Origin of the sequence: Pseudoalteromonas sp. HL-AS2 (assembly GCF_031198805.1) — a bacterium.
Lineage (GTDB): Bacteria > Pseudomonadota > Gammaproteobacteria > Enterobacterales > Alteromonadaceae > Pseudoalteromonas > Pseudoalteromonas nigrifaciens.
In genome coordinates, this window is sequence record NZ_CP133572.1 from 149881 (window position 1) to 165009 (window position 15129).

Annotated in this window: 12 protein-coding genes; 1 reads left to right on the top strand and 11 read right to left on the bottom strand. The window is 41.2% G+C overall.

Translation table 11 applies throughout. The features are described from left to right. The first annotated feature begins 25 nt into the window (after nucleotides 1-25). Nucleotides 26-835 (top strand): ion transporter, encoded by an 810-nt coding sequence (locus RB215_RS15565; RefSeq protein ID WP_176359708.1) that lies wholly within the window; start codon nucleotides 26-28, stop codon nucleotides 833-835. 151 nt (nucleotides 836-986) lie between these two features. On the opposite strand, the gene asd is transcribed toward RB215_RS15565, so the two are convergent. From asd to RB215_RS15620, 11 genes are all read right to left on the bottom strand, one after another. Next, nucleotides 987-2126 (bottom strand): aspartate-semialdehyde dehydrogenase, encoded by a 1140-nt coding sequence (asd, locus tag RB215_RS15570; RefSeq protein ID WP_041454945.1) that lies wholly within the window; start codon nucleotides 2124-2126, stop codon nucleotides 987-989. Nucleotides 2127-2324: 198 nt separating this feature from the next. Next, nucleotides 2325-5006, bottom strand: coding sequence for a TonB-dependent receptor plug domain-containing protein (locus tag RB215_RS15575; RefSeq protein WP_309217387.1), 2682 nt, complete (start codon nucleotides 5004-5006; stop codon nucleotides 2325-2327). A gap of 90 nt (nucleotides 5007-5096) precedes the next feature. Next, nucleotides 5097-6713: a hypothetical protein gene (locus RB215_RS15580; protein WP_309217388.1), complete on the bottom strand. Its 1617-nt coding sequence runs from the start codon at nucleotides 6711-6713 to the stop codon at nucleotides 5097-5099. Between the two features lie 309 nt (nucleotides 6714-7022). Beyond that, nucleotides 7023-8348: a CDC27 family protein gene (locus RB215_RS15585; protein ID WP_309217465.1), complete on the bottom strand. Its 1326-nt coding sequence runs from the start codon at nucleotides 8346-8348 to the stop codon at nucleotides 7023-7025. A 51-nt stretch (nucleotides 8349-8399) separates the two neighbouring features. Further along, a complete protein-coding gene (locus RB215_RS15590) occupies nucleotides 8400-9005 on the bottom strand; it encodes an energy transducer TonB (RefSeq protein WP_011330148.1) in 606 nt (201 codons plus the stop codon). A gap of 9 nt (nucleotides 9006-9014) precedes the next feature. After that, a complete protein-coding gene (locus RB215_RS15595) occupies nucleotides 9015-9425 on the bottom strand; it encodes a biopolymer transporter ExbD (protein ID WP_011330147.1) in 411 nt (136 codons plus the stop codon). A 54-nt stretch (nucleotides 9426-9479) separates the two neighbouring features. Then, nucleotides 9480-10007: a MotA/TolQ/ExbB proton channel family protein gene (locus RB215_RS15600; protein WP_011330146.1), complete on the bottom strand. Its 528-nt coding sequence runs from the start codon at nucleotides 10005-10007 to the stop codon at nucleotides 9480-9482. Nucleotides 10008-10010: 3 nt separating this feature from the next. Further along, a complete protein-coding gene (locus tag RB215_RS15605; protein WP_309217390.1) occupies nucleotides 10011-11378 on the bottom strand; it encodes a MotA/TolQ/ExbB proton channel family protein in 1368 nt (455 codons plus the stop codon). Between the two features lie 10 nt (nucleotides 11379-11388). Continuing rightward, on the bottom strand, nucleotides 11389-12141 hold the full coding sequence (locus RB215_RS15610) for a DUF3450 domain-containing protein (protein ID WP_011330144.1): 753 nt from the start codon (nucleotides 12139-12141) through the stop codon (nucleotides 11389-11391). A gap of 307 nt (nucleotides 12142-12448) precedes the next feature. Continuing rightward, the gene (locus RB215_RS15615; RefSeq protein ID WP_309217392.1) at nucleotides 12449-13063 is read right to left on the bottom strand and encodes a DsbA family protein; all 615 of its coding nucleotides are present in this window, start codon (nucleotides 13061-13063) and stop codon (nucleotides 12449-12451) included. Between the two features lie 117 nt (nucleotides 13064-13180). Further along, complete coding sequence (locus RB215_RS15620) at nucleotides 13181-15070, bottom strand: methyl-accepting chemotaxis protein (RefSeq protein WP_309217393.1); 1890 nt, start codon at nucleotides 15068-15070, stop codon at nucleotides 13181-13183. Nucleotides 15071-15129: the final 59 nt, after the last annotated feature.

A 15129-nucleotide genomic window follows, 5' to 3' on the forward strand; every position in this document is an offset into this window, starting at 1 on the left:
CTTACTTTGTACAGGACTTATTATGATGTTGCCGCAGTTGCAAAAGCAGTTTCAGCGTATAGATAAAAGCAAACTATTTCAATCATTTGTTATTGCTGTAATTGTTGTTTCTGCTCTTACCGTAGGTGCTCACACCTATTCACTTCCGCCAACGGTAGAAATTGTCCTTAACTGGATGGATATAGGCATTACGGCGTTCTTTTTAATTGAGCTCGTAATTCGCTTTATTGCCAGTAAAGGCATCAAAGATTTTTTCTCCAAAGGTTGGAATATTTTCGACACCCTTATTGTACTAGGTAGCTTATACCCTGCGGCAGGCTCAAGTATGCTAATTGCACGCTTATTGCGAATATTTCGTGTATTGCGGCTGGTGTCTATGGTCCCTGAGCTGCGCTTATTAGTTAACGCTTTACTTAAAGCTATTCCGCAAATGGGTTACATAGCCCTGCTGATGTTTGTTATTTTTTACATTTACGCCGCTGTAGGCAGTATGATGTTTGCACATATAAACCCTGTATTGTGGGGTGATGTATCAATATCTATGTTGACCTTGTTCAGAATTGCCACGTTTGAAGATTGGACCGACGTAATGTACGAAACCATGCTGGTTTATAAACTTAGCTGGATTTACTACTTAACCTTTATATTTTTAACTGCGTTTGTATTTTTAAATATGATGGTTGGCGCTATTTTAGAAGTGATGTCGCAAGAGCACAAAAATGCCCGCGATGAGCTGGCCGATAACGACTCACTGCCCGCGACACAAGGGCAAGTAAACGCCTTGCAAGCACAAATTGCTGATCTAAAATCATTACTCAAAGAAAAAGAGTATTAATAAAAAGGCTATTAATTATTCACAGCCACCAGCTTAATAGTCCTAAGTTGAAGAATAATTAATTTAGCATTTAAAATAAAAAAGGGTTAGCCAATGGCTAACCCTTTTTATAAAACAATGTGAGCGTTTATACGGTTACATTAAATTGCTATTATTCGCTGTCAACAATTATGCGAAGCATACGACGTAGCGGCTCTGCAGCACCCCATAACAGCTGATCGCCAACGGTAAAGGCGCTAATATATTTAGGCCCCATGGCTAATTTACGAATACGCCCAATTGGAATATTAAGTGTACCGGTGACCTTAACTGGGGTTAAGTCGGTAGTGCTAATATCGCGCTCATTAGGAATAACCTTTACCCACTCGTTATGCGATTCTAAAATTTGCTCTATTTTGGCAACGCTAATATCTTCGCGTAATTTAATAGTCATTGCTTGTGAATGACAACGCATAGCACCAATACGTACACATAAACCATCTATTGGAATAGGTTGTTTAGCCGAGCCTAAAATTTTATTCGCTTCAACTTGCGCTTTCCACTCTTCTTTACTTTGACCACTTGGCATAGGCACATCAATCCACGGAATTAAACTTCCCGCGAGTGGCACACCAAACTGATCCTGTGGCAATTGGTTCGAGGCCATTTTTTCACTGACTATTTTATCTATTTCTAAAATAGCAGCACTTGGATTTGCAAGTTGCTCGGCAACACTTTGATGAATTGCGCCCATTTGTGCAATTAACTCTTTCATGTTGCGCGCACCCGCGCCCGACGCGGCTTGGTAGGTCATGGGGCTTACCCATTCTATTAAGTCTTGCTCAAATAAACCGCCCAGTGCAAGTAACATAAGAGAAACCGTACAGTTACCGCCTACAAAGGTTTTAACACCTTGTGATAAACCTTGCTCAATAACGTCTTTATTGACCGGATCAAGCACTATAATGCTGTCGTTAGCCATACGCAGTGCCGACGCTGCATCTATCCAATAACCATCCCAACCCGACTCGCGCAATTGTGGATAAACCGCATTGGTGTAATCGCCACCTTGGCAGGTAACAATAATGTCCATTTTAGCCAGTTCGGTAATATTGCTGGCATCGAGTAACGGCTTTGCTTCGCCCGCAATATCTGGGCCTAATTGGCCCGCTTGTGAGGTGGTGAAAAAGGTGGTGTCGATAAGTGCAAAATCACTTTGTTGCTTCATACGCTCTAATAACACAGAGCCAACCATGCCACGCCAACCGACTAATCCTACTTTTTTCATTGTGAGTTCCATTATTTGATTCATAAAAGTTGCCTGAAAAGATTAAAAATTAAAATTCATTGCGTGAGATTTAATTTTCATATCAAGCTTAAGCTAACACTGGTGGTTTAACAAAACTAGTTAATAAGTTACAACTTAAATATATTTCATACTAAGCCATAAAAAACCAAAAGCCCCATACCAAAGCATGGGGCTATAATAATTACCTTTACGCTAGCGTGGCTAAAATGTGTAGCTGTAGCTCACATCAAAGGTCATTCCCACTTCTTTAGAGCGTACTACAATATCTGACTGCGTAACTTGCTGCTCTTCATCAAGTAAGTTTGTCACTTTAAACTTAACGTTGGAGTTAAAGTCGGGATACCAAGTGTAAATTAAATCGAGTGAGTGAAAAGGCTGCTCGTAGGCATCATCACGCCCGGCTATACCGGCGGCCAATATACGCTCGCCAAATACGTTATACACCAACGAGCTACTATGCTGGCCATCAACAGAGTCGTAGTTGAGCTGTAGGTTAACCACGTATTTAGAATGCCCTGTCATGCGTTTAGTCGGGTTAGTTAAGTTACTCGCAAGTGCAGGATCGATATCTGCCTCTGAGTCACTTAACGTAATGTTACCGCTGGTAAATAGCCCTTCGGTTAAATAAGTAAGATCTTTTAGCCATTCGGTTTCTATACCGTATACCTGCGCAGTTTTACCATTTACAAATGAGGCTGAGTAATCTTCATCGCCAATGCGTAATACAGTTTCAATCGGTTTATCTATGTCTTTATAAAAGGCTGCTACAGAGAATGAATCTCCGGTGTTGCCATAATATTCATAGCGTAAATCGTAATTTTTAATTGGGCTACTTTGCAAACCCACGCGGCCAAAAGTACGAATATCGGTTAGCGGATCAAAATACGACACTGGCACTACTTCACGTAAGTCGGGGCGCACTACTGTTTCGCCATACCCTAAACGTACTTGGTAATTTTCGCCGCCTAAATAAGTAAGCGATAACGCCGAAAAAAAGTCATCTTCATTAATACTGCCTGCGGCTATTTTTTCTGGGGAATAGTAAATATTTAAGTCATCCGCAGTAAAAATTAAGCTTGAGGTGCCTATAGAGGTTTGTTTAAATTCTTCATAACGCACCCCACCACTTAAGCGCAGTAAGTCATCATAAATAACATCAAACGAGCCATACGCAGCTGATATTTTTTGCCCAGCAATATAGTCATCGGCATCGGGGGCTGAGGGTTCATTAAAGTCGAGTAAAATACGTTCGCCGTCAATAAATTCATCGGTTAAATAATTGCCCGCATCAAGCGGATTATCTGCCACAGTTAACGCCAGACCAGTGCCGTTATTTACAGCAAAACTAGAGGTGTTATAAATACGCGCTCGGTCAGCAATATCAAAGCCGGTTTTTAACTCTACCTCAACAGCATTAAAGCTTAAGGGAAGCGTTAAATTACCACCGTATGAATTTACTCTGTCTTGCATATTTATATACGAGAACAGCGCACGGTTATCATCGCCGGTAATTTGCGAGTTGCTATAGTTACCGCTGTTATCGTAGTTATCTCTAAATTTAAACTCTACATTAGTTGGAATGTCAGTACTGGCTTTAGAGCGAGTATATTGCCAGTCGGCGCCAATACCCCAGTAATCTAAAAAGGTATGCTGACCCAATAACTGATTTACCGTAAGTGTACGCTGCTCTAAATTAAACTCATGAGTACGATTAGCCCGGTTATCATTTACTATGGTAAATACCGAGCTGCCTGCGGGGCTTTGCGACGTGGCTACCTCGGTTTCATCCTCGTTGTCGCGTAAATATAAGCTCATAAATGAAATACTATGGGTATTTAATCTATAACCTAAATTTAGCGTGGCGTTATAACGCTCGTTTTCTGTGGTGGTTACTGAGTCTTTAACTGTGTTAAAACACGATGTACTTACATCTTGCGCTGAATTAAGGGTGGTTGCACAATCATCACCAATATCTTGGGCTATAACAGCGGTTCTTCTTTTTGCCGAGTCCCAGCTTTTATCGTATTCACCTGAGAGTAAAAAGCCAAAAGTGCCGCCTAAAAAGGACTCATCAAAACTATTGCCTAAATGGCCTTTAATATCCCAATTTGGGTCTAGCGATTCATCTTTTAAAGCAAAATTGCGTGGTAGCGATTTTAACAATTGATTGTTAATGGCAATTGCTTGGTCTGAGCGTGACGCCTCGCTGTTATCAACCAAGTTATCTTTAGCAATAATGTTCCCCACATCAAAATTGCCTTTGTATTGCACTATGGCGTTATTTAAAATTTGGGGTATATCGCCATCGTTGCCTTTATAGGTAAAACCGCTGCTAGCCGATGTATCTTTAGATAAACCAACCGCAAATCCGGCAGTAAATTCTGCAGGAATTGATTTAGTACGAATATCGATATTACCGCCGCCAAACGCCGCTGGCATATCTGGAGAGTAGGCTTTTTGTACCGCCATACTTTGAATAATACTGGCAGGAAAAATATCCAACGGCACTACGTTGCGCGTTAAATCTGGGCTGGGAATATAAGCGCCGTTTAAACGCGCGCTAGAATAGCGCTCACCTAAGCCACGTACGTAAATAAACTTACCATCTACTAAGGTTAAACCCGTTACACGGCGCAGCGCCGAAGCCGCATCGCTATCGCCGGTTCGCGCAAGTTGTTCAGCACCTAAAATATCGGCAACAAAGGCTTGGTTTTTACGCTCCTCGACTACAGCAGCGGCGCTGCCTTGTAGCCGAGTGCCAACAGCAACAACCTCTTCTATTTCGCTTTGCTCACTTTGTGCAGCGCTCAAATTAAGCGAGCTTGCTAAAAGCGAAAGACTAATTGCCAATGACAATTTATTCAATCTAGCTTGATTCAACATCTTTACAGATCCCTAATCAGTTAAAAAAGGGGCGCCTAAAATGCACTTTGCAAATGGCGCCCTAACTATTTAATGTGCGTTACTGAGGTATTAGTCTTGAGCTGATGCAGCGAGTGCTGTTTCTACCCACTTGTACCAAGGTGATGTGGTGTCTTGATCAGACACTGCACCAATGTAAGGAGCGGCTTCAAAAAAGCTCGCATCTAAGCTACTTAAGTCGTTAGCGGTAACAGTAATATCGGTTGAGGCAGTATTTGTAGCAAAGCCATTGCTGGCAAATACATCGGCCCCTTCGCCTATACGTTGATTACTGCCGTTATTATCAAACCAGGCAGTAAGTGTAGTGGCCGTTAAGGCTGCAGGCTCTTTGCCACTATTGAAGGTGCCATCGGCATCGTCAAATTCAGAGGCGCAGGTCATTACTGAGCTATTAAAAATAATTTTATCGGCTTGTTTTTCGCCATCGCTTGAAAAGCTAATACAGCTAGATTGCAAAGCTATGTCTTTGGTCATTAATACGTTATAAAAATTAGCATTAAATGAGTCATCAAATTTAAACGCATTTGAAGGGTCAGTATCGCGAACCGATAGGCCATCGGTAGTGATGATAGTGACATTAGCAATGGTTGGGTTTGATGGTGCCACTTGCGCACTTGATGTACCTTTTACGCCGTCTGACTCAAAGCCGTTATTACCCATATATACTGTGGTGCCTTCGCGGGTAATTACGGTGCCGTGTTTAACAAACAAAAACTGCGCTTTGCCCTGCCAACCTGCATCAAAGTCAAAAGAATCATCTTGAGTGTCGGTTACAACAACATGCTTAATGGTGGTTGCGCCACCAAATATTTCAATACCATCATCAAAACCTTGGTGAATATGAATGTAGTCAAACTCTGAACCCGAGCCTACCGCATTGAGGGTTAACGAGTTTAAATCATCCCCTTCTCCGCCTACTTTAGGACCTGATCCGGCATACCAAATTTTGGTCCATTTAATATTACCGCTAGAGTCGCTATTATCATTACCACCAAAGTAACTGGTGATCCCTTCTGAGGGCACATTACACGTTGCCGCGTCGCGCTCTGCGTCAGTACATTGGTCAGTAATGCCATTACCATTAATAATTATGCCGCCCCAATCTGCATAGAGTGGGCCTTTACCTTCGGCATCAAAACGAGGAAACGCCTTAGCAGAGGTAAATACAATCGGTTTATCGGCAGTGCCAACAGCTTGAATTTTTGCACCACGAGCAATGCGCACAATAGCCTCACCCGATTTAAATGCAAGAGTTGCCCCAGGCTTAACCGTTAACGTAGGGCCGTTTGTTGGAATGCTAAAATCAGTAGTCGTGTCGCCATCTGTACCAATTAATAATGCGTCTTCGAATAAGTGAACACCGCCATCTGGTAATTCTTCAAAGGTTAAGTTAGCTGTAATTTGAATGTTTTTACTGGCAAACGAGTCATTATATAAACAGTCTTTACCATCAAAAATACCAGCAACCGTGCCCGCATCAGTTTGATACTCGGTACAACTAATATCATCGTTAGTGCCACCGCTATTATTATTTGAATTATTAACACTGTTATCAGTACTGGTGCTGTTATCGTTCACCGTGGGTGTAATTTCGATATCGCCGCCACAGCCTGCTAAAGTCATTGCAGTAGCCACTAGACTAACCTTAAATAAGCCAGATAATTTCATTGTTCACTCCGTTAAAGTATTTAATTATTTTGTTAGCGCATTAAGTAATAACTTAAGTCACTTTAAGGCACGACACTCATGCATTAAGGTCACTTGAGTTATCGAATAGGAGTACAATACGGGAGAGATATGACAGTGCCGTTACATTTTAATAAACACTATGTGACAATAATAAATTAAATATATTCATATGGTTAACTTTACAGAAGTAAAAAAACCGCACTAAATTAATATTAGTGCGGTTTGGCGTTGCGATTATAAACTGTTTTTATGCGCTATTAATTTAGCACCTAGCGCAAAAGTAAAACATTAAAGTAATGCTGTTTTTAGGGTTTCAGCATGTATTTTTTCGCGCTTTACATATTTAATCCATTGCTTGGCTAAGCGCTGCGACTTTTTATGTATTTGCGCTTGTTCAAACGCTAAAATAGAGGCATCAAAGTTTTGTAAATTGAACTGTGCCATGCCCAAAGCTACAAATGCGTTTGATTCAAAATCAAGGTTGCCTTTATCAAGTGCTTTACGCGCAGAGTCGGCAGCTTCTTCATATTGCTCTGTATTAACATACACTTGTGCTAAGCGCTGATCGTGGTTACCACTGCTTGATAACTGCGCCGCTTTTACAAAGTATTTAATCGATTGCGCATCTTCTTTAGCTTGGATCATGGCTTCAGCTACAAAGGCATAGTTTTTAGCGGTTTGCTCTGCTATTCCTGCCTCAATTGCTTTACTCATCACTATGGCTGCTTTATAAGCCAAGCCATTGTATAAATACACCTGGGCTAATTGGCGTAAATCTGACTTGGAGGTTAAAAAGCCTTGCTGATATGCCGCTTCAATAATTGCTAGTTGTTGTTTTTCTTGACCTGTTTCGCCATACATACCTGCTAACTGCACCCAGTATTCTGGTTTGTTATACAGCTTAACCATGCGCTCTAGTACCTTTACCACTTTATCGGACTGATTAAGTGAGTAGTACATAGCACGCTGTAATACTAGCCAGTTCTCTTTTGGTACTTTGCCTTCGCTGTCACTTAGTGTAATAGCTTGCGTTATATAGTTAAGGCCTTGCTGGTAGTCTTTTAGCTGATAATAGGTTTGCGCTCTTAACACATAGTAGCTCTCTGGCTTATCTTTTGTATTAATAGCATCCCATTGGTCTAAAAACGTAATTACTTTGTTGTAGTCACTGTTAGCCATTGCCAATTGAGCCAAACTAAACGTAGTGCTTAAACGTAATGTTTCTGGAATACCCTCCTCAGCGACTACTTTTTCAAACGCGGCTATTGCTTTGGGTAAGTCGTTTTCGTTGTAATAAATAAAACCATAAAAGTTATGCATCATTGCAATTTCGTAGGAGTTCATGCTTGATGCGCGATCTTGTATAGAATCAAGCGCTTCAAGGCCTGCTTTAACATCGCCATCGTCGGCAAGCTTTTGGGCTCGCGCTAACTGGCTATATACTTTTTCACGCAGGGCCGGTACTCGTTTGGTTTTTTGCTCTGCGGCTTGCGCTGTAAAAGCACTCACACCTGGTAATAAACTAAGTGCACTGGGGGTTACAATACTTGCGCTTATTGTTGCGGTGCAAAAAAGTGTTAATTTAAAAATAACTGCTATTGGTTGTAATTTCATCATCGCCTCGCTTTTCTATCCATTAATAGGTTGAATTAATTAATCCAAAAATTAACCGCTTATCTGGAAAGATATTTTGTTCTGCACTCCCGCAACTTCAACGGCTTCACCATTGACTACGCGGGGCTTATATTTAAATTTAAGGGCTGCATCCATCGCCGCTCGGTCAAATAGCGATTCAGGCTCTGCCTTTAATACCTGAGGGTCGCGAACAGTGCCTTGTTTGGTTACTGTAAACTCAACAATAACGTAGCCTTCAATCCCACGAGACAGTGCGCGCCTTGGGTACACTGGCGCCACTTTTACAATGGGCAGGTATTCACCATCACTTGATTCAAGGGCTAAACCACCGGCTAAATTTACCTCGGCATCAACATTGGCCGCAAAGTCAAAATTATTAGCTTTTGCATTGGCATCGCTGTTTTGCATTTTTGGTGACTCCATTGGTGGTGGCGGCTCTTTGGGTGTGGGTGGTTTTTGTGGTTTGCGCTGTTTTGTTTGTAAGCTTTCTTCTTTTTTAAGCCGTACAAAGTCAAGCACGTTCCCCTTTGCAGGTTCGCTCATTGCGCCCTCACCACCAGTAATAAGTGCCTGCATGCCTAAAAACAGCATAAAGGTTACTAAAATGGCTATTACAAATGCTATTAAATAACGCATGGCTAACCCTTAGGCTTCTTGGGCCGCAATCGACACATCAAACACACCCGCGGCGCGCGCTGCATCCATTACTTTAATTAAAGTATCCGTGGTCGACTTTTTATCTGCTTGAATAACCACGCTCCCTTGTGGGTTTTCGGCTTTTAAACGCTCAATATTTGCCTGCACCGCACGCACATCTATTTGGCGTTTATTAATCCAAATTTCACCTGTGTCTGAAATAGCGACCAAAATATTAGCGCGTTCTTTTTTAACCGCAGTGGCGGCTTCGGGGCGGTTAACATCAATACCCGACTCTTTTACGAATGAGGCGGTCACAATAAAGAAAATAAGCATGATAAATACCACATCTAGCATGGGGGTCATGTTTATTTCTTCTGCTTCGTCTTCTTGAAATAGGTTTCCTAATGGGGCTCTCATTTTTTATTCTCCTGAAATAAGTGGCTATAGATAGAGCCACTTATTAATAATTGCTTAATGGTCTAAAACCATGCTGTCTTCAAGTAGCGCTACTTCACGTTTAGCCCGGCGTTGTAAGTACGTTGAGGCAAATACCCCAGATAACGCACCGACCATGCCTGCCATAGTTGGAATAGTTGCTTTAGATACGCCCGACGCCATAGAGCGCGCACTGCCTGTACCTGTAATAGCCATAACATCAAACACTTCAATCATTCCTGTTACTGTGCCAAGTAAGCCAAGTAGCGGACACAATGCAACCATCACATTAATAAGTGCTAAGTTAGCGTTAAGACGCATACTGGCGCGTGAGATCATCGCTTGGCGAATTTGTTCTGCATTCCAGCTATTACGCTCGTTGCGCTTAAGCCAACTGTTTTTGATGGCTTTTTTGTAACCACGAAAACCATTAAAAAAGTAAATGAATCGCTCGAGTATCAATAACCACATCGCGAAGATTAACACCCCAATCACCAAGAGAACTTGGCCACCAGTGTCGAGAAAATCACGGATAGCATTGATTGAATCAATCAATAGCACCATGGTTTATGCTCCTTTTTCACTTCGTTTTGCAATAATGCCCGCGCTTTGCTCTTGTAAAATAAGCAGTAAGCTTTTTGCTCGGGTGTTGAGTATGGTGTAAATAAATACTGTGGGTATTGCCACAACTAAGCCAAGTACTGTTGTTACAAGCGCTTGAGAAATACCGCCTGCCATGAGCTTAGGATCCCCGGTGCCAAACAAGGTAATGGCTTGGAAGGTATTGATCATCCCGGTAACTGTACCAAGTAAACCAAGCAGCGGAGCCACTACTGAAATAATTTTAATCAGGGTTAAGTTACGGGTTATTTTTGGCATTTCACGCAGTATAGCTTCGCTTAATTTAAGCTCTAGGGTGTCGTAGGCTACATTTGGGTAGTCGTCTTTTACTTTCATAACACGGCCTAGTGGATTATCGTCGCGAGCAACCGTGTCTTTAAGTTGACGGCGAATTTTGCCACCCACTAGCAATAAAGATACAAAACGCTCAATTGCAATTAACAGTGCTAATAAACCCACACCTAAAATAACGTAACCCACAGCGCCGCCTTGGTGAACTTGCTCAGCGGTATCTGGGGCTTGTACTAGTAAACCTAAAATTGAGCCACCGGTTGGGTCTAGTGCAAACTGTACAATACCGTTTTTAGCCTGCTGTAACTCGCCTGCGGTTGATGTATAGCGCGATACGGGCTGGCGAGTAAGCTCACTTAGCGTATTTGTACTTGGGCTGTACTCTAAATATTTACCGTTGGAAATAAGGTTAAAAGCACCAACACGCACAACTTCTTGCTCTGCTTTGTTACCACCTTCAATAATAACCTGAGTATTAAAGCGGCTCACTTTGCCTTGCTCGGTCATTTCACGTTGTAGCTCGTACCACACTTTTTCAATATCTTCGATTGAAGCAAGTTGTGAAGTAGATCCCATTTTTTGTGCCAGATCGTCCATAAAAACACTTCGCCCTGGTATTTCTGCCGATACCACAGAGGTAGCAAACTTATTGCTTGAATCGCCTGCCACTTGTTGCAACACACCAAACAATTCTTTAAGTGATCCCATACGCTTTGATAGGGTGTCGGTTAAATTAGCCAATTTAATTTCGTTTTCTTCAAACTGGGTTTCTAACCGCTCTGATTCACTGAGCATTTGGCTACGCTTTGCTTGCGTGTCTTTTAGCATTTGTACTTGCTCGTTTTGACGCGCAGTAAATTGTTGTTCACGCTGAGTATTTTGCACACTTTGCGCAGATTTACCTTGTTCAAGGTTTTTAAGTAATGAATCTAAATCCATTGGCTCAGCTGCTACACTTGCGCATGTAAAACTTATACTTGCAGCAAGTACGGCCATTTTTGTCATTTGAGTAAACAATTTCATTTTCGACCTCTTATCGTGCTGCGTGAACTGGCAGAGTTAACATATCTGGGGCAAGTTGCTTACGCGCAATGCGTAAACCTTTATTAATTTGGCTAATGGTTGAGTCTGGAAGTGCTGCAAACGTTTTTGTTTGTGTATCCCAGCTACCAGCTAATTTACTATCGCGGGTTAAGTAAATGAGCTCTAAGCGACCAATGCGTAAAAAGTCAACTTCGCGTTCTTTACCATTTACCTCAAGCAGTGCGCTGTAAGCTTCAATAGTGCGGCCATAATCAACTTCTACTTGGTAGGCTTCGAGTACGCGGCGGAACTTTTCGCTAGAGGTAATATCGGCACGTTCCATCATGGCTTTTAAAGAGGTTAAACGCTTTTCACGCTCGTCTTTTAAAAATGGCACATCGAGTAATACAAACTGTTCAAGGCCGGTGATCATGCGCATCATTAGTGGCGTAATTTGACGCTCAATAATTGAAACCTGATCCATAGAGAGATTCATCGATTGCATTTCTGCAATTTGGTTATTTAACTGTTTTGTAAGCTGAGCGTTATACACAGCTAAACCATCAATTTCTTTATTAAGAGTTTTAAACTGTTGCAGACGCCCTTGCATTGAATCTGCAATCTTGTCTATTTTTGTTTGTGATTGCGCAGCCGATTTAGTAATTTCACTGCTTTTATCAATAACCTTATTTAAATCGTTTGCGTGTACAGCGGCACTTGCGGCCACAATACCAGCTATAATTAATGGTTTAACGCCTTTCATCGCATACACCTTTACTCGTTAGTTAGCAGATTTGCTAGTTTGTTTTTGTTAGCTTTAAACGTTTGATACAAACAATTAAAAACTAAATATTTTCAATGAGCGAAAGTGTATAGATGAAAAATGACAAGCATGTTGCGCAAAGAAGTCGCTTTTATGACAGCGTTAATAAATAGCCTGTGTAAGGAGTGTTGTGCAAGGGGTTGTGTAAGGAGTGCTGTGTAATGTGTAAAAAGTGTTATAAGGGAGAGTGAGTGTTTGGCAGCCAAACACGCATAATTTAGCAATACTTAACTAGTGTTCACGTTATTTAGCTTAAAATAGCATTAATTTGATTTAATGTTTTTTGCCAGTCGGTGTAGTTTATTGCTATTGGGTGCACTTTATTGTCATTTATAAGCACTAAAGATGGAAAACCCTGAATGGGCAAACTATGTACATAATTAAGCTCTGCAATTAACTCATCATTAAGCTCTTTTGATTGAAGCCTATTTGCAAACTGCGCTTTATTTAAACCTATTTGCTCGGCTAAGCTAATTAATGTGCTTTCATCTGAGGGGTTTTGAGCATTTAAATAGTAAGCTTGCTGAATGGCTGCAACCATTGCACTTTCTTTGCCCGCTTTACGCGCAATAAGCGCCGCTCTACACGCCGGGTACGTTGAGCGCCTTGGTTGGCAGTTGCGCCAAAAATCAAAATTAAACTCAGTGCCCAGTTGCGCTGCTATTTTATGCCAGGTGTTTTGTAGCATATCTTGCATGTTTTGTGGCATGGGATTTTGGCTGTCAGGAGCAAGCCCTCCAACTTTGTATTCAACTACTAGGTTACTCTCAAGAGCGGCTTTTAACTTAAGCCAGCTTGGCGCATAACCCCAGCACCAACTGCACATAGGGTCGTGTACATAAACAAGTTTACTTTGAGCCATTTGCTCCTCCGTATTAACAGCTCGTGCTTAATATAAGCCACCAGCATTTACACATACTATAATGATTAATAGCTAAACTGTTGTTAGCGTTTGTTTTTAAACTTTAAACTTTAAACTTTAAACTTTAAACTTTTTAACCATACGCTCTAAATCGCTAAATTGTTGTTTAAGCTTGGTGCATTCATCCAAGGTACGGTTTAAATTAGCTTTGCCCTGTATTGAAAGCTCACTAATATTATGAATGTCTGAATCAAGAGACTTAACAACCTGATTTTGCTCATCGGTTGCACTAGCTACAACATGATTCGCATCGCTAATTTTTTGTATTGCATCTATAATCTGCTGCATTACAACACCTACTGCATCGGCTTGTTGCACGCTTGTTTCACTGTCGCTTAAACTGGTTTTCATTAGTTCTACCGCTAAATTAGAGCCTTTTTGTAATTGACTTACGGTGTCTTCTATTTCTTGGGTTGATTGCTGGGTTCGGTGCGCTAATTGACGAACTTCATCAGCAACTACAGCAAAACCTCGCCCAGCTTCACCAGCCCGAGCAGCTTCTATTGCAGCGTTAAGGGCCAGTAAATTTGTTTGCTCGCTTACCCCTTTAATTACCTCAAGCACTTGGCCAATACTGGCTGTATGCACGTTTAAGCTATTAATAGTTTGCTGTGCCTGTTCCATATTTTTTGATAACTGATGAATACTGGCCACATTATTACTGAGTGTTTGCTGGTTTTGTGCTGAGTGCTGATCGGCATTTTTAGCTAACTTAGAGGCACGCTCAGCACTGTTTGATATTTCCATTGCGGTGGCAGAAAACTGATTAATTGCGGTAGCTACACTGTCGGTGCGTTTAGTTTGGTCTTCGTACATTAATAATGTTGAGTCGGTTTGCGCCACTAAACTCGAAATAGCCACATCTAATGACTCTGTGGTGTGTTTTACTTGTTCAATAGAGTGCTGTATTTTTTCAATAAATAAATTAAAAGAATGACTTAACTCGCCAAATTCGTCTTCATTTTCAACTTCTAATCTACACGTTAAGTCGCCTTCACCTTGGGCAATGTTTTTAATAGCGTCGTTTAATCGCTGCATTGGGCGCATTAAATAGCGCAATAATAGTTGCATCATAATAATGATAACAACGATACCAATAAGCATATATATAGCGGCCGTTTTACCAAAGGCCGACACACTGGCAAAGGCTTTATCTTTATCGATTACCACGCCTAAGTACCAGTCAACATTTTCTATACCGCGTATTTTTGTATACGATATAAGCTTACTTTGCCCTGCCACTTGATACTCTGTAAATTCGCTTTGTAAAGCTGTATGGGTACCAAATAACTCAGTGGTATTTTTTAAATTAAGCGCTCTGTTAGGGTGGCTTAACACTTGGCCGTTACTGTCTATTAAAAAGCCGTAACCTAAGCCTAAAAAGTCTATATCGTTAATAATTTTTGTAATAATGCTCATTTCTATATCGGCGCCGGCTACGCCAATAAACTGCTCATTTTGCTGCATCGGCACAACCGCAGATATAGTAAGTTCATTGCTGGTTACATCTATATAGGGGGTAGTAAACGCAGTATTGGCTTTGTTTTCTACTAGCTTGTACCAAGGGCGAGACGTGGCATCAAAATCAGCGGGCAATACTACGCTTTGATCGTTTAATATAAACACGCCATTGGATTTACCAATATAGGTATTTTTAAAGTTTCCGGCCAACTCAGCGGTATTAAGCTGTGTAAGGGTAAGCGCCTTGCTGTCACTAGATTGGTGCGTTTTTGCTATGGCTATAACAATTGCCAGTTTGTCGTTTAGCCAATTAGCAATGTTTTGCGAAACAGATTCTGAACTTTGTTGCAGTACAAGAGCAAGTTGCTGCTCGGTTTGATTGCGCATAGATACATAGTTATTAATTGTAAAAACACCAAGTACTAATACTAATACCAGTGATGCAGCAATAGTGACCTTAGAGGTAAATTTTAACGAGCCAAACATAAGTGCCCTTTTTTAGTTGTTATTATTAGCACCTACAGTTTTAGCAAATATTTAACTAA

Bases quoted from the DNA above. Each gene is read 5' to 3' on its own strand.
- RB215_RS15565 (WP_176359708.1), top strand. From the start codon at position 26: ATGTTGCCGCAGTTGCAAAAGCAGTTTCAGCGTATAGATAAAAGCAAA.
- asd (WP_041454945.1), bottom strand. From the start codon at position 2,126: ATGAATCAAATAATGGAACTCACAATGAAAAAAGTAGGATTAGTCGGT.
- RB215_RS15575 (WP_309217387.1), bottom strand. From the start codon at position 5,006: ATGTTGAATCAAGCTAGATTGAATAAATTGTCATTGGCAATTAGTCTT.
- RB215_RS15580 (WP_309217388.1), bottom strand. From the start codon at position 6,713: ATGAAATTATCTGGCTTATTTAAGGTTAGTCTAGTGGCTACTGCAATG.
- RB215_RS15585 (WP_309217465.1), bottom strand. From the start codon at position 8,348: ATGAAATTACAACCAATAGCAGTTATTTTTAAATTAACACTTTTTTGC.
- RB215_RS15590 (WP_011330148.1), bottom strand. From the start codon at position 9,005: ATGCGTTATTTAATAGCATTTGTAATAGCCATTTTAGTAACCTTTATG.
- RB215_RS15595 (WP_011330147.1), bottom strand. From the start codon at position 9,425: ATGAGAGCCCCATTAGGAAACCTATTTCAAGAAGACGAAGCAGAAGAA.
- RB215_RS15600 (WP_011330146.1), bottom strand. From the start codon at position 10,007: ATGGTGCTATTGATTGATTCAATCAATGCTATCCGTGATTTTCTCGAC.
- RB215_RS15605 (WP_309217390.1), bottom strand. From the start codon at position 11,378: ATGAAATTGTTTACTCAAATGACAAAAATGGCCGTACTTGCTGCAAGT.
- RB215_RS15610 (WP_011330144.1), bottom strand. From the start codon at position 12,141: ATGAAAGGCGTTAAACCATTAATTATAGCTGGTATTGTGGCCGCAAGT.
- RB215_RS15615 (WP_309217392.1), bottom strand. From the start codon at position 13,063: ATGGCTCAAAGTAAACTTGTTTATGTACACGACCCTATGTGCAGTTGG.
- RB215_RS15620 (WP_309217393.1), bottom strand. From the start codon at position 15,070: ATGTTTGGCTCGTTAAAATTTACCTCTAAGGTCACTATTGCTGCATCA.